The organism is Papillibacter cinnamivorans DSM 12816 (genome assembly GCF_900176335.1).
GTDB lineage: Bacteria > Bacillota > Clostridia > Oscillospirales > Oscillospiraceae > Papillibacter > Papillibacter cinnamivorans.
Genome location: NZ_FWXW01000005.1, coordinates 25541 through 39159 on the forward strand (window position 1 = coordinate 25541; position 13619 = coordinate 39159).

Consider the following 13619-nt stretch of genomic DNA (forward strand, 5'->3'; position numbering starts at 1 on the left):
CTTCACGGCGCGCAGGGCGCCTTCTATTTTCTCTTCAGTGCAGCAGCGCGTAAATCGCCTGGGCGCACTCCTCCACGGTGAGGGCGTCCAGGGGCAGGTTCATGCCGCACTCCTTCAGCTCCCACAGAAGCTCCACGGTCTCGGGAACGGAAAGGCCCGCCTTCCGCAGCTCTTCCACCCTCTGGAAGACCTGCCTGGGAGAGCCGTCCATCAGAACCCGGCCGTCAGACATAACCACCACCCGCCCGGCCTCGGCGGCCTCTTCCATGTGGTGGGTGATAAGAACCACGGTGACGCCGTACTCCCGGTTGAGCCGCCCGACGGTCTCCAGGACCTCGTCCCGGCCCCTGGGGTCCAGCATGGCGGTGGGCTCGTCCAGGACGATGCAGTCCGGGCGCATGGCGATGACGCCGGCGATGGCCACCCGCTGCTTCTGCCCCCCCGAAAGAAGATGGGGCGCGTGGGTCCGGAATTCGTACATTCCAACCAGCTTCAAAGCCTCGTCCACCCGCCGGCGGATCTCTTCCGAGGGTACCCCCAGGTTTTCCAGTGCAAAGGCCACATCTTCCTCCACCACGTTTGCGACAATCTGGTTGTCCGGGTTCTGGAATACCATGCCCACGGTGCGCCGAATGTCCAGGAGCCTGTCCTCGTCGGCGGTGTCCATCCCGGACACCAGTACTTTTCCCTCGGTGGGGATCAGAATGCCGTTCAAATGCTTGGCCAGGGTGGATTTCCCGGAACCGTTGTGGCCCAGGACGGCCACAAAACTGCCCCTGTGAATATCCAGGGTGATGCCGTCCAGCGCCGGAAGGGCCACGCCCTCGGCCGTCGGGTAAGCGTATTTCACGCCCTGAAGGCGGATCATCTCGTCCATTTACGTCTCTCCTTCCGCCGTCCACCGGCCGGTGGCCCCGCAGGGCAGGGCCAGCCCGCTTTCGGTGACCGGCAGGCCCAGCTCGTCGCACCGGCAAACCCCGCCCCGCTCCTTGGCGACGGCGGAGCCCAGGATGTATCCCAGGGCCGACGGGGACAGCCCTGTGGTATAGGAGTTGATCAGGAAAAAGAGAGGTTTTTCGGAAAGAAGGCGGGCGCAGAGCTCTACAAAGGGGTAGAGCCCCTCCTCCAGCTTCCAGACCTCGCCGGAGGGACCCCGGCCGTAAGAGGGCGGGTCCATAATGACGGCGTCGTACCGGTTGCCCCGTCGGAGCTCCCGCTCCGCGAACTTGATGCAGTCGTCCACGATGAAGCGGACTGGCCTGTCTTCCAGTCCCGAGGCTTTCAAATTCTCCTTAGCCCAGGACACCATGCCTTTGGCCGCGTCCACATGGCAGACCTTTGCCCCCGCCGCGGCGGCTGCCACAGTGGCCCCGCCGGTATAGGCGAAGAGATTTAAAACGTTCACCGGACGGGCGGCGCGCCGGATGGTATCCATGATGAAGTCCCAGTTGACGGCCTGTTCGGGGAAAAGCCCGGTGTGTTTGAAATTCATGGGCCGGACCAGAAAGGACAGCTCCCCGTACCGGATACGCCAGTGTTCCGGGAGGCCGCCCTTATCCCAGCTTCCGCCCCCCGAAGAGGAGCGGGTATACTTCGCGTCGGGCTGCGCCCAGCACCTGTTATTTCTGGGCGTGTCCCAGATAGCCTGGGGGTCCGGGCGCACCAGATAATACCCCCCCCAGCGCTCCAGCTTTTCTCCCCGGGAGCAGTCGACGAGCTCATATTCTGTCCATTTGTCGGAAATCCACATATCGTCTCCGCCCGCGGGCAGCGCCGCTTTTTATAGTATCTTTCCCAAAGAGGGAGAAAAACCGCCCGCTGCTCCGGCGAGCGGGAAAACTGTCATTATTATCCTCAATTGCATGCAGACATTATATCATTCCCCATTCCCTGCGTCAAATGAAACAGGGAAAAGCTGCCTGGGGTTTTGGAGGCCGGATCATTTGCAATCTGATCAGTCTTTTCGGTAATTATTTTACGAGAGTTTGGACGGGAGCTCGACGCTCCGCTGGGGTGACTTTTCCCCATAGGAAAAGTCACCAAAAGGATGCCAAGAGCCTCCGGCCTCTTGGATCTCCATTAGAGGGTAGTCCCGTGGACGCTTTCAATAAGTAATTGACTTTCGGCAGTTTCGAACGCACAAACAGCTCCATGACAGGAGGTCTGTTCTGAGCCCGCAATCGGAGCTCTCCGGGTTTAAGACTGTGGGACTTAATGAGTCTGCGAAAACATACCTTGTCCGACGTTTGAGAAGAAATATTAGTATTATGTAAACTTCTTGCCGGCTGTTAGGCCGGGCGGCCTTGCCAAGGGCGGGAGGGCGTGCTACAATTGCACGTGAAGCGTACTATTTGAACTGTTTGGGGGCTTTGAAATGCCGAAGGCGGGTCTTATCACCTTTCACTTTGCGCACCACTACGGGGCGCAGCTGCAGGCGTACGCCCTTATGGCCGCGGTGGACAGATTGGGGCATACCTGCGAAATCATCGATTACCGCCTTCCCCACACCACAGGGACCAACCGTCTCTTTCAGCCCATGTCGGGACTTCGCTCCGGCGTTTACAACGCCCACACGGCACTGCACTATCCTCCCATGAAGGCGCGGCACGACCGGTTCGAGGCCTTCGTTTCGGAACACATGCGCCTGGGGCCCCGCCGCTACGAAACCATTCAGGAACTCTGCGACGACCCGCCCCGATGCGACGTGCTCCTTGCGGGGAGCGACCAGATCTGGAATCCTTTCATCTTTCAGTCGGGGCACTTCGACCCCTCCTTTTTTCTGGCCTTTCCCGGAGAAAGCCCCCGGGCCGCCTACGCCCCCAGCTTCGGAGTGTCTTCCATTCCCGATGAAATGCAGGAGGAACTGCGGGGGTATCTTTCCCGTTTCGCGGCTCTTTCCTCCCGGGAAGCCCGCGGCAGCGAGATCATAGAAGAAATTTCCGGCCGGCGGGCGGAAACGGTGCTGGACCCCACGCTGCTGCTCACCGGGGAGGACTGGTCCGCCCTGGCAAAAGAGCCGGACATCCGTTCGCCTTATATCCTCTGCTATTTCATATCGGACTTTTCCGTCCTGGAGCCCTACGCGCGGCGCCTGGCCGCGGAAACGGGGCTTCCCCTGGTACACCTTGCCGGCATGCGGCGTCATATCCCCGGCTCCCGGGTGATTTACGACGCGGGGCCCCGGGAATTTCTCGGCTGGTTTCGCGGCGCCTCCTTCGTGCTCACCAACTCCTTCCACGGGACGGTTTTTTCCCTTCAGTTTCAAAAGCCGTTTTTCACCGCCGTCTCGCCGAAAGAACAGATAGAACCCTCTCATTCCCGGACCTACAGCCTGCTTCACACCCTGGGGCTTTCCCGGCGGATCGCCGGGCTTCCCGGAGAAGCGGGACTTTCGGATCCCGTTGATTACGCCGCCGCGGAAGAACGGCTCAAATCCGAACGGGAACACTCCCTCTCTTTTCTCCGCGCGGGACTTCGGGGCGAGGAGCTTCCCCGCGCCGCTTCGGAATCCGCGGAACCCGGCGGAGCGTCCGTCTGCCTCTGCAAAGCGGCCGACTGTACCGGGTGCGGGGCCTGCTTTAACGTCTGTCCCGCCGGGGCCATCTCCATGGAACCGGACCGGGAGGGATTTCTGCGCCCCGTTCTGGACGATTCCAAATGCATCCGCTGCCTTAAATGCCAGGCCGCCTGTCCTGTCCTGGCTCAAACGGAACCCAGGCCCCAGGGCAAGGTCTACGCGGCGCGGAACAAGGACGCCGACGTTCTTTCGAAAAGCACCTCCGGCGGGTTCTTCTCCGTATTGGCAATAGATATCCTTTCCCGGGGCGGGACCGTGTTCGGCGCCGCATTTGACGATTCCATGGTGCTGCGGCACCGTGGGGCCCGGAACGAGGAGGAACTGGGCGCCTTCCGGGGCGCCAAATACGTCCAGAGCGACACCGGGACCGTGTTCCGGGAGGTAAAAAAGGAGCTCTCTTCCGGCCGCCCGGTCCTATTTTCCGGCACCCCCTGCCAGGTGGACGGGCTGTATCATTTTCTCGGGAACGACTCGGAAAATCTTCTCACCTGCGATCTCGTCTGCCACGGAGTTCCCTCCCCCGCCGTCTTTTTCGACTGGGTGCATTTCCTGGAGAACCGGCAGAGAGCCAAAATTACCGAAATCCGGTTCCGGGACAAACGGAAGGGCTGGGCGCATTCCAGCTTTACGGCCCGGCTTTCCGACGGGCGGGAGTATGTAAAGCCCCTTATGGACACCGGCTTCGGCAGGGGCTTCGGCATGGCTCTTTTCCTGCGCCCCTCCTGCCACCGATGCCGCTATTCCGCCGCTTCCCGCAGGGGAGACTTCACTTTGGGCGACTTCTGGGGCCTCGCTCCCGGCGCCCTGCCCGGCGGCGAGGAACAGGGCGCGTCTCTGGTGCTGGTGAACAGCGAAAAAGCTTCTTCTCTCTTTGAACGGCTTTCTCCCGGGTTCGAATGCGTGCCCCGGAGCATGGAGGAGGCCGTCGCGGGCAATCCCCGACTTTCCTCCCCGATAGCCGCTTCCGCGCAGCGAGGAGCGTTTTTCAGCGCCTGGCGGCTGCTGCCTTTCGAGGAGGTCAGCAAACGTTTCCTGGTCCCCGCCCTTTCGCGGAAGGCCGCGGCCCGGCTTCTGGGTCCCGGAGTCAAGGCAAAGATCAGAAAAATCATCGGCGGTTAATTCGGCATTCCTAGCGTTGGTTCGCTTTTAATCGTATTTATAGGGTTTATTACGAAAGGATTGGACGGAGCTCGGCGCTCCGCTGGGGTGCCTTTTCCGTTTTGAGAAAAGGCACGAAAAGCAAACCAAGGAGCCGCGGCCCCTTGGGATTTCCGGAGAGGGCGCCCCGGTGAGTGCTCTTAATGGCAAATTGTCCATTGGCAGTTTCGAACGCACTGATAACGAGATGGCAAAAGATTTGTTTTTCAGCCCGCGATCGGAGCCCTCTAGATTTTAGCCTGTGGGGCTCAAGGGGTCTGCTTAAATAACATCCTCTGTTCAATTTAATGTCTGTAATGGAAAAAGTAGCGGACAACGTCCGCTACTTTTATTTTTATCGGGTAACTTTATATCTTTTTATTCTCCAGTTCATGCAATTTTCTAGTTACCCGATCATTGCAGGCTTGTTCCTGTCCGATTATGCTTAAGCATATAAACAATGTAGTCACACCAGATATCACTGAAGGCATCAATGAAGCATTTAAAAACAGAAACAGTGTAAATGCATATAAAAAAGCTAATAAAAAAACTAAAATTCCACAAAGTCCAGCCACTCCCGGCCTTATTGAGTATCTAACAATACATTCGTCACCCTGTTCCTCAATCGTACCAATAAATCGTATTACACCATACAAGTGTTCATATCTTTTTACATACATACCAAATGAAAACGAGCTTGCAGCATACGAATTAAAAAATGTGCTCTTTTGTGGTAGTTTTTTTATAGCATTAATAATATCGGTGGATGAAGCCTTTATCGTTATACACCTTCTCTTAAATATCAACATAGCAGTCTTATTCCTCCTCATCTCTATATTAATCATTGTATGGGGAGTCATTTTTCCAATAGATCACCTATGCCGAAAGGCGCATACTATTCATTACGTTGGTATGTAAAGATCAAGTATGATGGGTACTATTTACAGAATACACCACATTACCTGATAGCATAAGCTTTTTTGAAAGTTTATTTACGAGAGGTTCGGACGGGAGCTGCCTGCTCCCCGCTGGGGGTAACTTTTTGTTTCTGCAAAAAGTCACCAAAAACAGACCAAGAGGCTCCGGCCTCTTGGATCTCCCGGGAGGGTGCTCTGGCGGACGCTCTTCGCGGGCGATTGACTATCGGTAGTTTCAAACGCACGGACAGTTCTGTGGCAAGCGGTCTGTTTTTATGCCCGCGATCGGAGCTCTCCGGGTTTGGGATCGTGGGGCTCAATGAGTCTACGAAAACATATTTATTTCAGCGTTTGAGAGGATTCATTAAACTACACGCTTTGCAGCATACGGAGCATTTCATAATTTTATTTTTCTTCTTTTTTCCCATAAACAAAAAGAGCGCTGAAATTACTCTCAGCACTTCGGTGGCGCCGCCGGACCCGTCTTATCTCCGCGGGTCTGTTGCGGCGGTATTTCGTTTTCAGGCGGCGCTGCCGCCGGAGGGCCGTTTCTCCCTTCTCTCCGCGGTTTCCCGGTATGGGGTCCTCCTATGCCCGGAAGTTTCTCTGTTCGGGTGCGGATACCCGGTCCGGCCTGTCGATCCGTTTGTCCCGCTCCGGAGCCACACAGTCCACCGGGACGATTTTAATGGCGCGCTTCTCCTCCAGGACCGAGGGCGTAATTCTATCCTTGCGGTCGATTCGCTCCCTGCTGTATTCGTACATAAGCTCCCGCCTTCCCGCCGGGTTTCCCTTCCGGCTTAACTTACCGGTATCATAGCATCCCCGGGGTGTTTTGTATACGGATCGCCCCGAAAAGCAAACGAAATGCGTCAAAGGCGCATTTCGTCTTAATTTTCTTTTTCCAAAGGGCTGTTTTTCTTTTTTTAATACGCCAGTTGCGGACAAAATATCCGCTATTCGTCCCCTCCGGGCTGCCAGAGCTCGCCCTCCTTGTGGTCCGGCTCCGTCAGGGCGACGAGGTTTATGCCCCGGTGCTCCACCGCGGTGGAAAAGACAATCTGGGTCATGGTGTTCCCGAAGCGCTGAAGCTGCCCGATAAAGGTGTCCAGCTCCTGGGTGCTCCGGTGGGCCACCTTGATCAGCATGGAATAATTGCCGGTAACGCAGCTGCATTCCATCACGTTGGGGCAGGAGCTGATGAAAGGATAAAAGACGGGCTTTTGTTTCGGGGTCATCTCCAGATTGATGAAGGCGATGATGGGAAAGTTCAGCCGGATCAAATCCAGCTTCGCCTCATACCCCTTGATGATTCCCTCCCGCTCCAGCCGCTGGATTCTGGCGGAAACCGCGGGAGACGATAAATAGACATGCCCGGCCAGCTGATTGAGCGGCATGCGGGCGTTCTTCTGCAAAAGCCCGATCAGTTCCATATCCACCCTGTCCATAGTAGTCCTCCATTCCTCCGGGCCGCGGAAAGAAACGCCTGTCCGCGATTCCGACGGGCATCTTTCTTACCTTCCGATTGCGTATCCGGTATGCTTTTACTTAACATTATAAACTAATGTACCCCATATTACAACTATATCTGCTTTTTCGCCTTTATACACAAATTTTCCGTTCTTATGATTTTATTTTTTTAATTTTACCGATATATTTTATTCACTCTTTGCGCGGAAATCTCCCTTCAGAGCAGAAAACGGGAAAGAGGGGCCGCGGACCCTCTTTCCCGCCGCAGCGCCGGCCGGATCCCTCCGGTTTTCTTTCTTCCGGCCGCGCGTCACACCCGACAGACGCCGGGTTCAGTATGGAATGGTCATCCAGCCCAGTGCTTCCGCCCGGCTCTCAAAGAGCGGCAGGGCCGGGGGTAAAAAGGTGAAGAGTACGATTGCAGCTCCCAGCAGAATAACGAAGAAGCACAAAACACCCGCGCAGTCCCTGGCCGCTTCCGAGCTGTACATCCGGTAGGAGAGGTAGAAGGCCACCGCCAGGGCAATCACGAAAAGAGCCACATCCACAGCGGTGCCCTCCACGCCCAGAGCTCCCGACAGGATATAAAATCCGCCTACGACAATCAGTACCATCACCAGCATAGCCGCGAAATGCGCTCCCCAGTACCCGGCGTTTTTCAGCTGGCGGTTCCGGGTCAAAAGGATCGCCGCCACAAGATACGGCCAGTATAGCATCTTCAGATGTTCCCAGACGCTCTCCTGCACCGGGGAAAAAACAGCCGAAACAGGATTGGGAAAGAGCGTATACAGGAAATGCAGGCCGGTGCCGGCTAAAACCGCCAAAACAAACGCGATGCAGTGCCTTCTGAACATTTTTTGCATGGAAGTCCCTTCTTTCCGCATGAATCGGCGGCTGCCGATGGGCATCCCCTGTCCGCACTACTACAGCTTATGCCGTCCGGGGGGGCAATTATGCCGCCTTGTCTCACCGGAAAGAAAAAAGAGCGCCCCGTTTTATTTCACCAGGCGTTAAACAGGAAATCCGCCGGCAAAGCCGGCGGACTTTTGTTGTTTATTCACATTCCAATATGTTAAAGGCGCTCCGATTTACTCCGTCTCAAAGACCAGCCGCTCGATTTCCCGGACCGTGAGGAGAGATGCGCCGATGTTCTGAAGCTCGTAAATTCCCAGATCATAGATTCCCGAAATGGCATCGGAGGCCACCACCAGGCGGAAGTCCCGCTCGCTGGCCTCATATATGCTGGTCCTGGGGCAGTTGGGAAAATTGCATCCGCAGAAAACCAGCGTGTCGATCCCCCGGGTTTTCAGAAACTCTTCCAGCCCGGTTTTGTAAAACGCGCCCCACCGGGGCTTGAACATTGCAAACTCTCTGCTCCCCAGTTCCTGAAATTCTCCCTTTAAAAGTTTTTCCGCGTCCAGCCGGAAGCCGCCCGGAGCCCGTGAAAGCTGTTCTACGATTTCGGCGCCCCGGCTTTCGGGAACCAGCGCCTTTTTCCCGGCCTCCACCATGGATCTTCGGCAAAGATCCACGTTGGATCCGTCCTCCAGATACAGCCGCACCACATGGACAATGGGCCTTCCGCGCCTGCGGAACACATCCAGCAGCGCCGCCACCCCGGACATGATCTTTCTCGTGCCGGGAATCTCCAGCGGCACGCCGGGCAGTGAGAAATCGTTCTGCACGTCCACACTGATGAGAGCACTCCTGCTCCAATGCGGAATCAAATATCGATCCACCCTTTCCGTCCCCTTTCCTCTTTCAGACTCCAATACCCCTCCTGCCGGCGGCTAACGAGATTCCGCCTCTTTTTCCCGCGCGGACAAACCGCCGACAGAGGAAGCCCCGGACCGACACTCCGGTACTTCCCCTACCGGTTTTATTTTATCACGGGTGTTGCCACATACAAGCCCAACATCAATATTTTGTAAAATTACGATTCTTTTAGTTTCATTTCTTACTTTCGGACCCGGCCGCCGCCTCCGTTTGGGCATATTCAGAAAATCCGCCGCACCGCTTCCTCTTTCCCTTTCGCAAAATATATTTTATAATGCTATTGACATTGCAAAACCCGAGGTTTATATTAATAACAGTAATCGTTACTGCTAGCGAAAATCTGAAAGGAGAATCTTCGATGCTAAATAAAAAACTCACCGATTTGATTAACCAACAAATCAATATGGAATGGTTTTCCGCATACCTCTATCTGGACATCTTCAGTTATTATACCGACAAGAGCCTAGGCGGATTTGCCAACTGGTTCCACGTGCAGACCCAGGAGGAGCGTGATCACGCAATGCTTTTCATCCAATACCTCCTCAATAACGGAGAAGCTGTGAAACTGGAGGACGTGAAAGCGCCCGGCAACAACTTCAAGGATTTCATGGAGCCGCTGACGGCTTCCCTGGAGCACGAACGGAAAGTCACCGCCTCGATCAATTCTATCTACAGTGAAGCATACGCCCTGAAGGATTTCCGCACAATGCAGTTTTTGGACTGGTTCGTCAAGGAACAGGGCGAGGAGGAAAAGAACTCGGAGGACAACATCAAGCGCTTCGAACTCTTCGGCAACGACCCCAAGAGCCTGTATTCCCTTGACACCGAGATGGGCACCAGGGTATACGCTCCGCCTTCTTTGGTTCTCTGATGATACTGCAGTAAGTAAATAATCGCACGGGCTCCCCTTCCTCCGTCCTTGTCTTCCGGTCCCGTGCAGGTTGTGGAAGGCGCAGTGGCAGAAAGGAACTATTATGAGCAGAACTTTTAATGAAGCGGTAGAACACCGCAGATCCATATACAGCCTGAAAAAAGAAAGCAGCCTCTCGGACGTCCAGCTGGAAGAGCTGATTGCCTACGCATTAAAGCACGCGCCCAGCCCCTTTAATTCCCAAAGCGGCAGAGTCCTTCTTCTCACGGGGCAGGAGCATGACAAGCTCTGGAACCATATAAAAGAAATCCTCCGGGGCATCGTTCCGGCGGATCGGTTCGGGGATACGGAACAAAAGCTGGATTCCTTCCGGGCCGGATATGGGACCGTTTTGTTCTTCGAGGATCAGGACACGGTGAGGACCCTTCAGGAGCAGTTCCCCTTGTATAAGGATAATTTCCCCGTCTGGTCCCTCCAGAGTTCGGGTATGCTCCAGTACATCGTCTGGACCTCGCTGGAGGACAATGGCCTAGGCGCCAGCCTGCAGCACTACAATCCGCTGATCGATAAAACCGTCGCCCAGCTCTGGAACATTCCGGCCAACTGGAAGCTTCTTTCCCAGATGCCTTTCGGAATTCCCGGAGGGGAAGCCGGTCCCAAGAGCTTCCTTCCCATAGAAGACAGGTTCCGTGTCGCACGGTAATCTCCCTTTCGCTTCGGCGCCCCGTCCGGCCTCCTCCGGCGGGGCGTTCGGGCTGTCCAACTTCCGCGTTGACAGAGAAACCTTCGGGATGCTAGACTGATGGTATACTTGATCCATGAGGAGGAGGGACCATGAAACAGGGCGCCTTTGAGATCACCGAGGTAAAGCCCGGCGTATGGTGCATCGCCGAGCCGGACGTATGCTCCTATCTGGTGGAGGGCACGGAGCGGGCTCTGCTCATCGACACGGGCTACAGCGGCGAGGATATCCGCTCCGCCGCGGAGAGCCTCACTTTTCTTCCCATTACCGTCATCATTACCCACGGGCATGTGGATCATATCGCCGGCTGCGCCCAGTTTCCGGAGGTCCTCTGCCACAGCGCGGACTTCTGGCTTCTCCGGATCAATGAGAAAATCACCTCTCCCCTTCCGCGGCCCTTTCTGTTAAAGAGCGTCTGGGACGGCGATATCATCGACCTGGGCGGCAGGACTCTTGAGGTATTGTATCTGCCGGGACATACGCCGGGAAACATCGCCCTTCTGGACCGGGAAAACCGGATCCTCTTCGGGGGCGACACCGTGCAGGAAGGCCCTATCTGGCTGTTTGAGAAGAACGCGTCTCTGGAAGCTTTTCTGGATAGTCTGCGCCGGCTTTCGGCGCGCGCGGGGGACTTCGACACCGTTCTCGCCTCCCACCACACCAAGGTCCTCTCTCCCGAAATCCTGGTGGACCTCATCGAGCTTTCGGAGCAGATCCTGGACGGAAAGGCCCAGTGGGAGGCCGCCGACGTCTGGGGCAGGCCATGCAGGACCTACCGCCTGCGCGGCGTTTCCATCTACCATTTCTGATTCGCCGTCCAGGTTAATTACAAATCAATATATTATTTGAAAGGAAAGATAACGCCATATGAAAAAGTACCGTTGCACCATTTGCGGCTATGTCTACGACGAGGCGAAAGGATATCCCGACGGAGGCATCGCTCCGGGCACCAAGTGGGAGGATCTGCCCGCCGATTTCGAATGCCCCGAGTGCGGAGCTTCCAAGGATATGTTCGAGGCCATATAAAAAACGAAAAATCACCCGGACACGGGAATCCGCGTCCGGGTGATTTTTATATCTTTTTACTCCAGATTGAGCTTTCTGCTGAGCATAAACCGGGTGATGAAGTAGAAGACTGCGCAGATCAAGAGGTTGGCAGCTATGAAAATCAGCATGAAGACGTGAGCTGCGGTAGCACCCTTCATAGCGTCAAGCCAGGCTATGAAATTCGCGGACCGCGCCCCGGAAATCAGCCAGGCCATGAGAATCTGGCCCACGATGGTGAAGCCCACAAACCATCCGAAGGAGAGAAGGCCCCTGTGACGCCCCGCCAGCATGCTCAGAGAGATGCAGGCATAGATCAGCAATACGCCGGACAGAATCGCAAGGATGCCGAAGATTACGCCTTCCGTTATGAAGAGTCCGCCGTGGGGACCGAGGTCCGCCAGAACCTGGAACACCTCGGACAGTCCCGCGAGAAACTGCTGAAAGTCAAACTCGCGGGCGGCCATCACCAGGATGGACAGGGCCATGACCGCACCGCCCGCGATAAACCAGACGGCGGACACGATCGCTTTGCTGACAATCAGCCAGTCCACGGACACGGGGAGGGTAAACATGAGATACCCTTCCCTGCCCAGCAGGTTCCGGCTGAAGCGCTGGATGGTCAGGACCAGCGTCACCACGCAGATGGCGGCAATCAGGATGCTGGACACCGTGGTGCCCACGATGGAGGGGACCGCCAGCCCCAGAGCGAAAAGAACCCGGTTGACCGCCGACAGAGCGATCAGGGCGCCGTAAAGGGGAAGAAATGTCCTGGCCGTCGCCATAAAATCGTATTTGATGAGTTTCCCTAACATCTGAATACCTCCCTGAACAGAGCATCCACCGACATGCCCTTCACCTCACGAATCTCGTCCACCGTGGAGGACAGGACGATCTTTCCGTTGTTGATAAACACCACGTCGTCCAGTACCTTCTCCACGTCGGAGATGAGGTGGGTGGAGATGACGACGGCGGACTGCGGCTCGTAGTTTCCGATAATGGTGCTCAGAATGTAGTCTCTGGCCGCGGGGTCCACCCCTCCGATGGGTTCGTCCAGAAGGTAAAGGGAGGCGCGCCGGGCCATGACCAGGATGAGCTGCACCTTCTCCCGAGTTCCTTTGGACATGCTCCGAAGAGGTTCCCGGAGCCCGATGCCCAGGTTCTTGAGCATACTCAGGGCCCTTTCCATGTCGAAGTCCTTATAGAAGTCCCGGAAGAACTCCAGGACGTCCGAGGTCCTCATCCAATCGGCCAGATAGGTAACCTCGGGGAGATAGGAAACGACGGCTTTGCTGTGGGTCCCCGGAGCCTCCCCATCGATCAGAAGCCGTCCCGACGTTGGGGTGATCAGACCGTTTGCCAGCTTCATCAGGGTGGTCTTGCCGCTGCCGTTGGGGCCCAGAAGGCCCACGATGCGGCCCCGCTCAATATTGAGGTCCACGCCGGCAAGGGCTGTTTTGCTTCCGAAGGTCTTGGTCAGCTGCTCGCAGCTAAGGATCGGGTTCATTGTTCCTCCTCCTTTGCGGCCGACTCCACCAGGTTAAGGGCGGCTTTTTTGTCATAACCCATGCTCTTCATTTTTTGGAAAAACTGCCGGATCTGCTCCATGGCAAGATCCTTCTTTGCATTTGCAATCATGTCTACATCCTCCGTCACATACCGCCCGCTGGTGCGCAGCGTAAATACCAGGCCGTCTCGTTCCAGCTCGGCAAGAGCCTTCTGCAGGGTATTGGGGTTTACGGATGCCTCCACCGCTAGTTCCCGTACGGTTGGAAGCTTCGAGCCCGGGAGGTATACCCCCGAGACGATGAGAAGCCGGATCTGCTCCTGCAGCTGCAGGTAGATGGGTTGGTCGGGCCTGAAACTCCAGTTCATTGTATCACCGCCATTGTATTATTGTATTATTTGCGTAACACAATAATACAATGGGTTTCCCTCTTTGTCAACCCCTATTTTAAAAAATCTTTCGAGCGAAATCCAAAGCGCTCTTTCCTGAAAGAAAAGAGGAAAAAGCGCGGTTCGCCCGAATTCGTGTTGCCCGCCCAGGGGTATTGTGATACAATCGGTAGCGGGATCGGAACACGC

15 protein-coding genes are annotated in these 13619 nt (G+C 55.9%); 5 read left to right on the forward strand and 10 right to left on the reverse strand.

Annotated features, from left to right (window positions below; all coding sequences use genetic code 11):
- Positions 1 to 34: 34 nt before the first annotated feature.
- Positions 35 to 877 carry an energy-coupling factor transporter ATPase gene (locus B9A13_RS08615; RefSeq protein WP_084234747.1) on the reverse strand — a complete coding sequence of 281 codons (843 nt, stop codon included), beginning with the start codon at positions 875 to 877 and terminating at the stop codon, positions 35 to 37.
- A complete protein-coding gene (locus B9A13_RS08620; RefSeq protein WP_084234748.1) occupies positions 878 to 1750 on the reverse strand; it encodes a class I SAM-dependent methyltransferase in 873 nt (290 codons plus the stop codon). It abuts the gene before it with no gap.
- 624 nt (positions 1751 to 2374) lie between these two features.
- Between B9A13_RS08620 and B9A13_RS08625 the strand changes: the two genes are divergently transcribed.
- Positions 2375 to 4696: a polysaccharide pyruvyl transferase family protein gene (locus tag B9A13_RS08625; RefSeq protein ID WP_084234749.1), complete on the forward strand. Its 2322-nt coding sequence runs from the start codon at positions 2375 to 2377 to the stop codon at positions 4694 to 4696.
- Positions 4697 to 5082: 386 nt separating this feature from the next.
- Here B9A13_RS08625 and B9A13_RS13915 read toward each other — a convergent pair whose 3' ends face one another.
- The 5 genes from B9A13_RS13915 to B9A13_RS08640 all read right to left on the reverse strand — a co-directional run bounded on the left by B9A13_RS13915 (position 5083) and on the right by B9A13_RS08640 (position 8840).
- Complete coding sequence (locus B9A13_RS13915; protein ID WP_143806925.1) at positions 5083 to 5523, reverse strand: hypothetical protein; 441 nt, start codon at positions 5521 to 5523, stop codon at positions 5083 to 5085.
- 696 nt (positions 5524 to 6219) lie between these two features.
- Positions 6220 to 6396 carry a hypothetical protein gene (locus B9A13_RS14115; RefSeq protein WP_159448080.1) on the reverse strand — a complete coding sequence of 59 codons (177 nt, stop codon included), beginning with the start codon at positions 6394 to 6396 and terminating at the stop codon, positions 6220 to 6222.
- 191 nt (positions 6397 to 6587) lie between these two features.
- Positions 6588 to 7079 carry an Lrp/AsnC family transcriptional regulator gene (locus B9A13_RS08630; protein ID WP_084234750.1) on the reverse strand — a complete coding sequence of 164 codons (492 nt, stop codon included), beginning with the start codon at positions 7077 to 7079 and terminating at the stop codon, positions 6588 to 6590.
- A gap of 354 nt (positions 7080 to 7433) precedes the next feature.
- Positions 7434 to 7964, reverse strand: a complete 531-nt coding sequence (locus B9A13_RS08635) for a DUF6512 family protein (RefSeq protein ID WP_084234751.1) — start codon at positions 7962 to 7964, stop codon at positions 7434 to 7436.
- A 225-nt stretch (positions 7965 to 8189) separates the two neighbouring features.
- Positions 8190 to 8840 carry a cysteine hydrolase family protein gene (locus B9A13_RS08640; RefSeq protein WP_084234961.1) on the reverse strand — a complete coding sequence of 217 codons (651 nt, stop codon included), beginning with the start codon at positions 8838 to 8840 and terminating at the stop codon, positions 8190 to 8192.
- Positions 8841 to 9235: 395 nt separating this feature from the next.
- Here B9A13_RS08640 and B9A13_RS08645 point away from each other — a divergent pair, with 395 nt between their 5' ends.
- From B9A13_RS08645 to B9A13_RS08660, 4 genes are all read left to right on the forward strand, one after another.
- Complete coding sequence (locus tag B9A13_RS08645; RefSeq protein WP_084234752.1) at positions 9236 to 9748, forward strand: ferritin; 513 nt, start codon at positions 9236 to 9238, stop codon at positions 9746 to 9748.
- Between the two features lie 103 nt (positions 9749 to 9851).
- Positions 9852 to 10451, forward strand: a complete 600-nt coding sequence (locus tag B9A13_RS08650; RefSeq protein ID WP_084234753.1) for a nitroreductase family protein — start codon at positions 9852 to 9854, stop codon at positions 10449 to 10451.
- 131 nt (positions 10452 to 10582) lie between these two features.
- Entirely contained in the window at positions 10583 to 11299 is a 717-nt protein-coding gene (locus B9A13_RS08655; protein ID WP_084234754.1) for an MBL fold metallo-hydrolase, read from the forward strand.
- Positions 11300 to 11357: 58 nt separating this feature from the next.
- Positions 11358 to 11516, forward strand: coding sequence for a rubredoxin (locus tag B9A13_RS08660; protein WP_084234755.1), 159 nt, complete (start codon positions 11358 to 11360; stop codon positions 11514 to 11516).
- Between the two features lie 56 nt (positions 11517 to 11572).
- On the opposite strand, the gene B9A13_RS08665 is transcribed toward B9A13_RS08660, so the two are convergent.
- Genes B9A13_RS08665 through B9A13_RS08675 form a run of 3 tightly spaced genes read right to left on the reverse strand, consistent with a single transcriptional unit; the run spans position 11573 to position 13409 of the window.
- Positions 11573 to 12349 carry a hypothetical protein gene (locus tag B9A13_RS08665; RefSeq protein ID WP_084234756.1) on the reverse strand — a complete coding sequence of 259 codons (777 nt, stop codon included), beginning with the start codon at positions 12347 to 12349 and terminating at the stop codon, positions 11573 to 11575.
- Positions 12343 to 13041, reverse strand: a complete 699-nt coding sequence (locus B9A13_RS08670; protein WP_084234757.1) for an ABC transporter ATP-binding protein — start codon at positions 13039 to 13041, stop codon at positions 12343 to 12345. Before B9A13_RS08670 ends, B9A13_RS08665 begins: the two co-directional genes overlap by 7 nt.
- Positions 13038 to 13409, reverse strand: coding sequence for a GntR family transcriptional regulator (locus tag B9A13_RS08675; protein WP_084234758.1), 372 nt, complete (start codon positions 13407 to 13409; stop codon positions 13038 to 13040). The genes B9A13_RS08670 and B9A13_RS08675 overlap by 4 nt, the downstream gene beginning before the upstream one ends.
- Positions 13410 to 13619 lie beyond the last annotated feature (210 nt).

Excerpts from the sequence above, each read along its gene's own strand:
- B9A13_RS14115 (WP_159448080.1), bottom strand. The coding sequence starts at position 6,396 with ATGTACGAATACAGCAGGGAGCGAATCGACCGCAAGGATAGAATTACG.
- B9A13_RS08670 (WP_084234757.1), bottom strand. The coding sequence starts at position 13,041 with ATGAACCCGATCCTTAGCTGCGAGCAGCTGACCAAGACCTTCGGAAGC.
- B9A13_RS08620 (WP_084234748.1), bottom strand. The coding sequence starts at position 1,750 with ATGTGGATTTCCGACAAATGGACAGAATATGAGCTCGTCGACTGCTCC.
- B9A13_RS08625 (WP_084234749.1), top strand. The coding sequence starts at position 2,375 with ATGCCGAAGGCGGGTCTTATCACCTTTCACTTTGCGCACCACTACGGG.
- B9A13_RS08615 (WP_084234747.1), bottom strand. The coding sequence starts at position 877 with ATGGACGAGATGATCCGCCTTCAGGGCGTGAAATACGCTTACCCGACG.
- B9A13_RS08645 (WP_084234752.1), top strand. The coding sequence starts at position 9,236 with ATGCTAAATAAAAAACTCACCGATTTGATTAACCAACAAATCAATATG.
- B9A13_RS08650 (WP_084234753.1), top strand. The coding sequence starts at position 9,852 with ATGAGCAGAACTTTTAATGAAGCGGTAGAACACCGCAGATCCATATAC.
- B9A13_RS08635 (WP_084234751.1), bottom strand. The coding sequence starts at position 7,964 with ATGCAAAAAATGTTCAGAAGGCACTGCATCGCGTTTGTTTTGGCGGTT.
- B9A13_RS08665 (WP_084234756.1), bottom strand. The coding sequence starts at position 12,349 with ATGTTAGGGAAACTCATCAAATACGATTTTATGGCGACGGCCAGGACA.
- B9A13_RS08655 (WP_084234754.1), top strand. The coding sequence starts at position 10,583 with ATGAAACAGGGCGCCTTTGAGATCACCGAGGTAAAGCCCGGCGTATGG.
- B9A13_RS08675 (WP_084234758.1), bottom strand. The coding sequence starts at position 13,409 with ATGAACTGGAGTTTCAGGCCCGACCAACCCATCTACCTGCAGCTGCAG.
- B9A13_RS08660 (WP_084234755.1), top strand. The coding sequence starts at position 11,358 with ATGAAAAAGTACCGTTGCACCATTTGCGGCTATGTCTACGACGAGGCG.
- B9A13_RS13915 (WP_143806925.1), bottom strand. The coding sequence starts at position 5,523 with ATGTTGATATTTAAGAGAAGGTGTATAACGATAAAGGCTTCATCCACC.
- B9A13_RS08630 (WP_084234750.1), bottom strand. The coding sequence starts at position 7,079 with ATGGACAGGGTGGATATGGAACTGATCGGGCTTTTGCAGAAGAACGCC.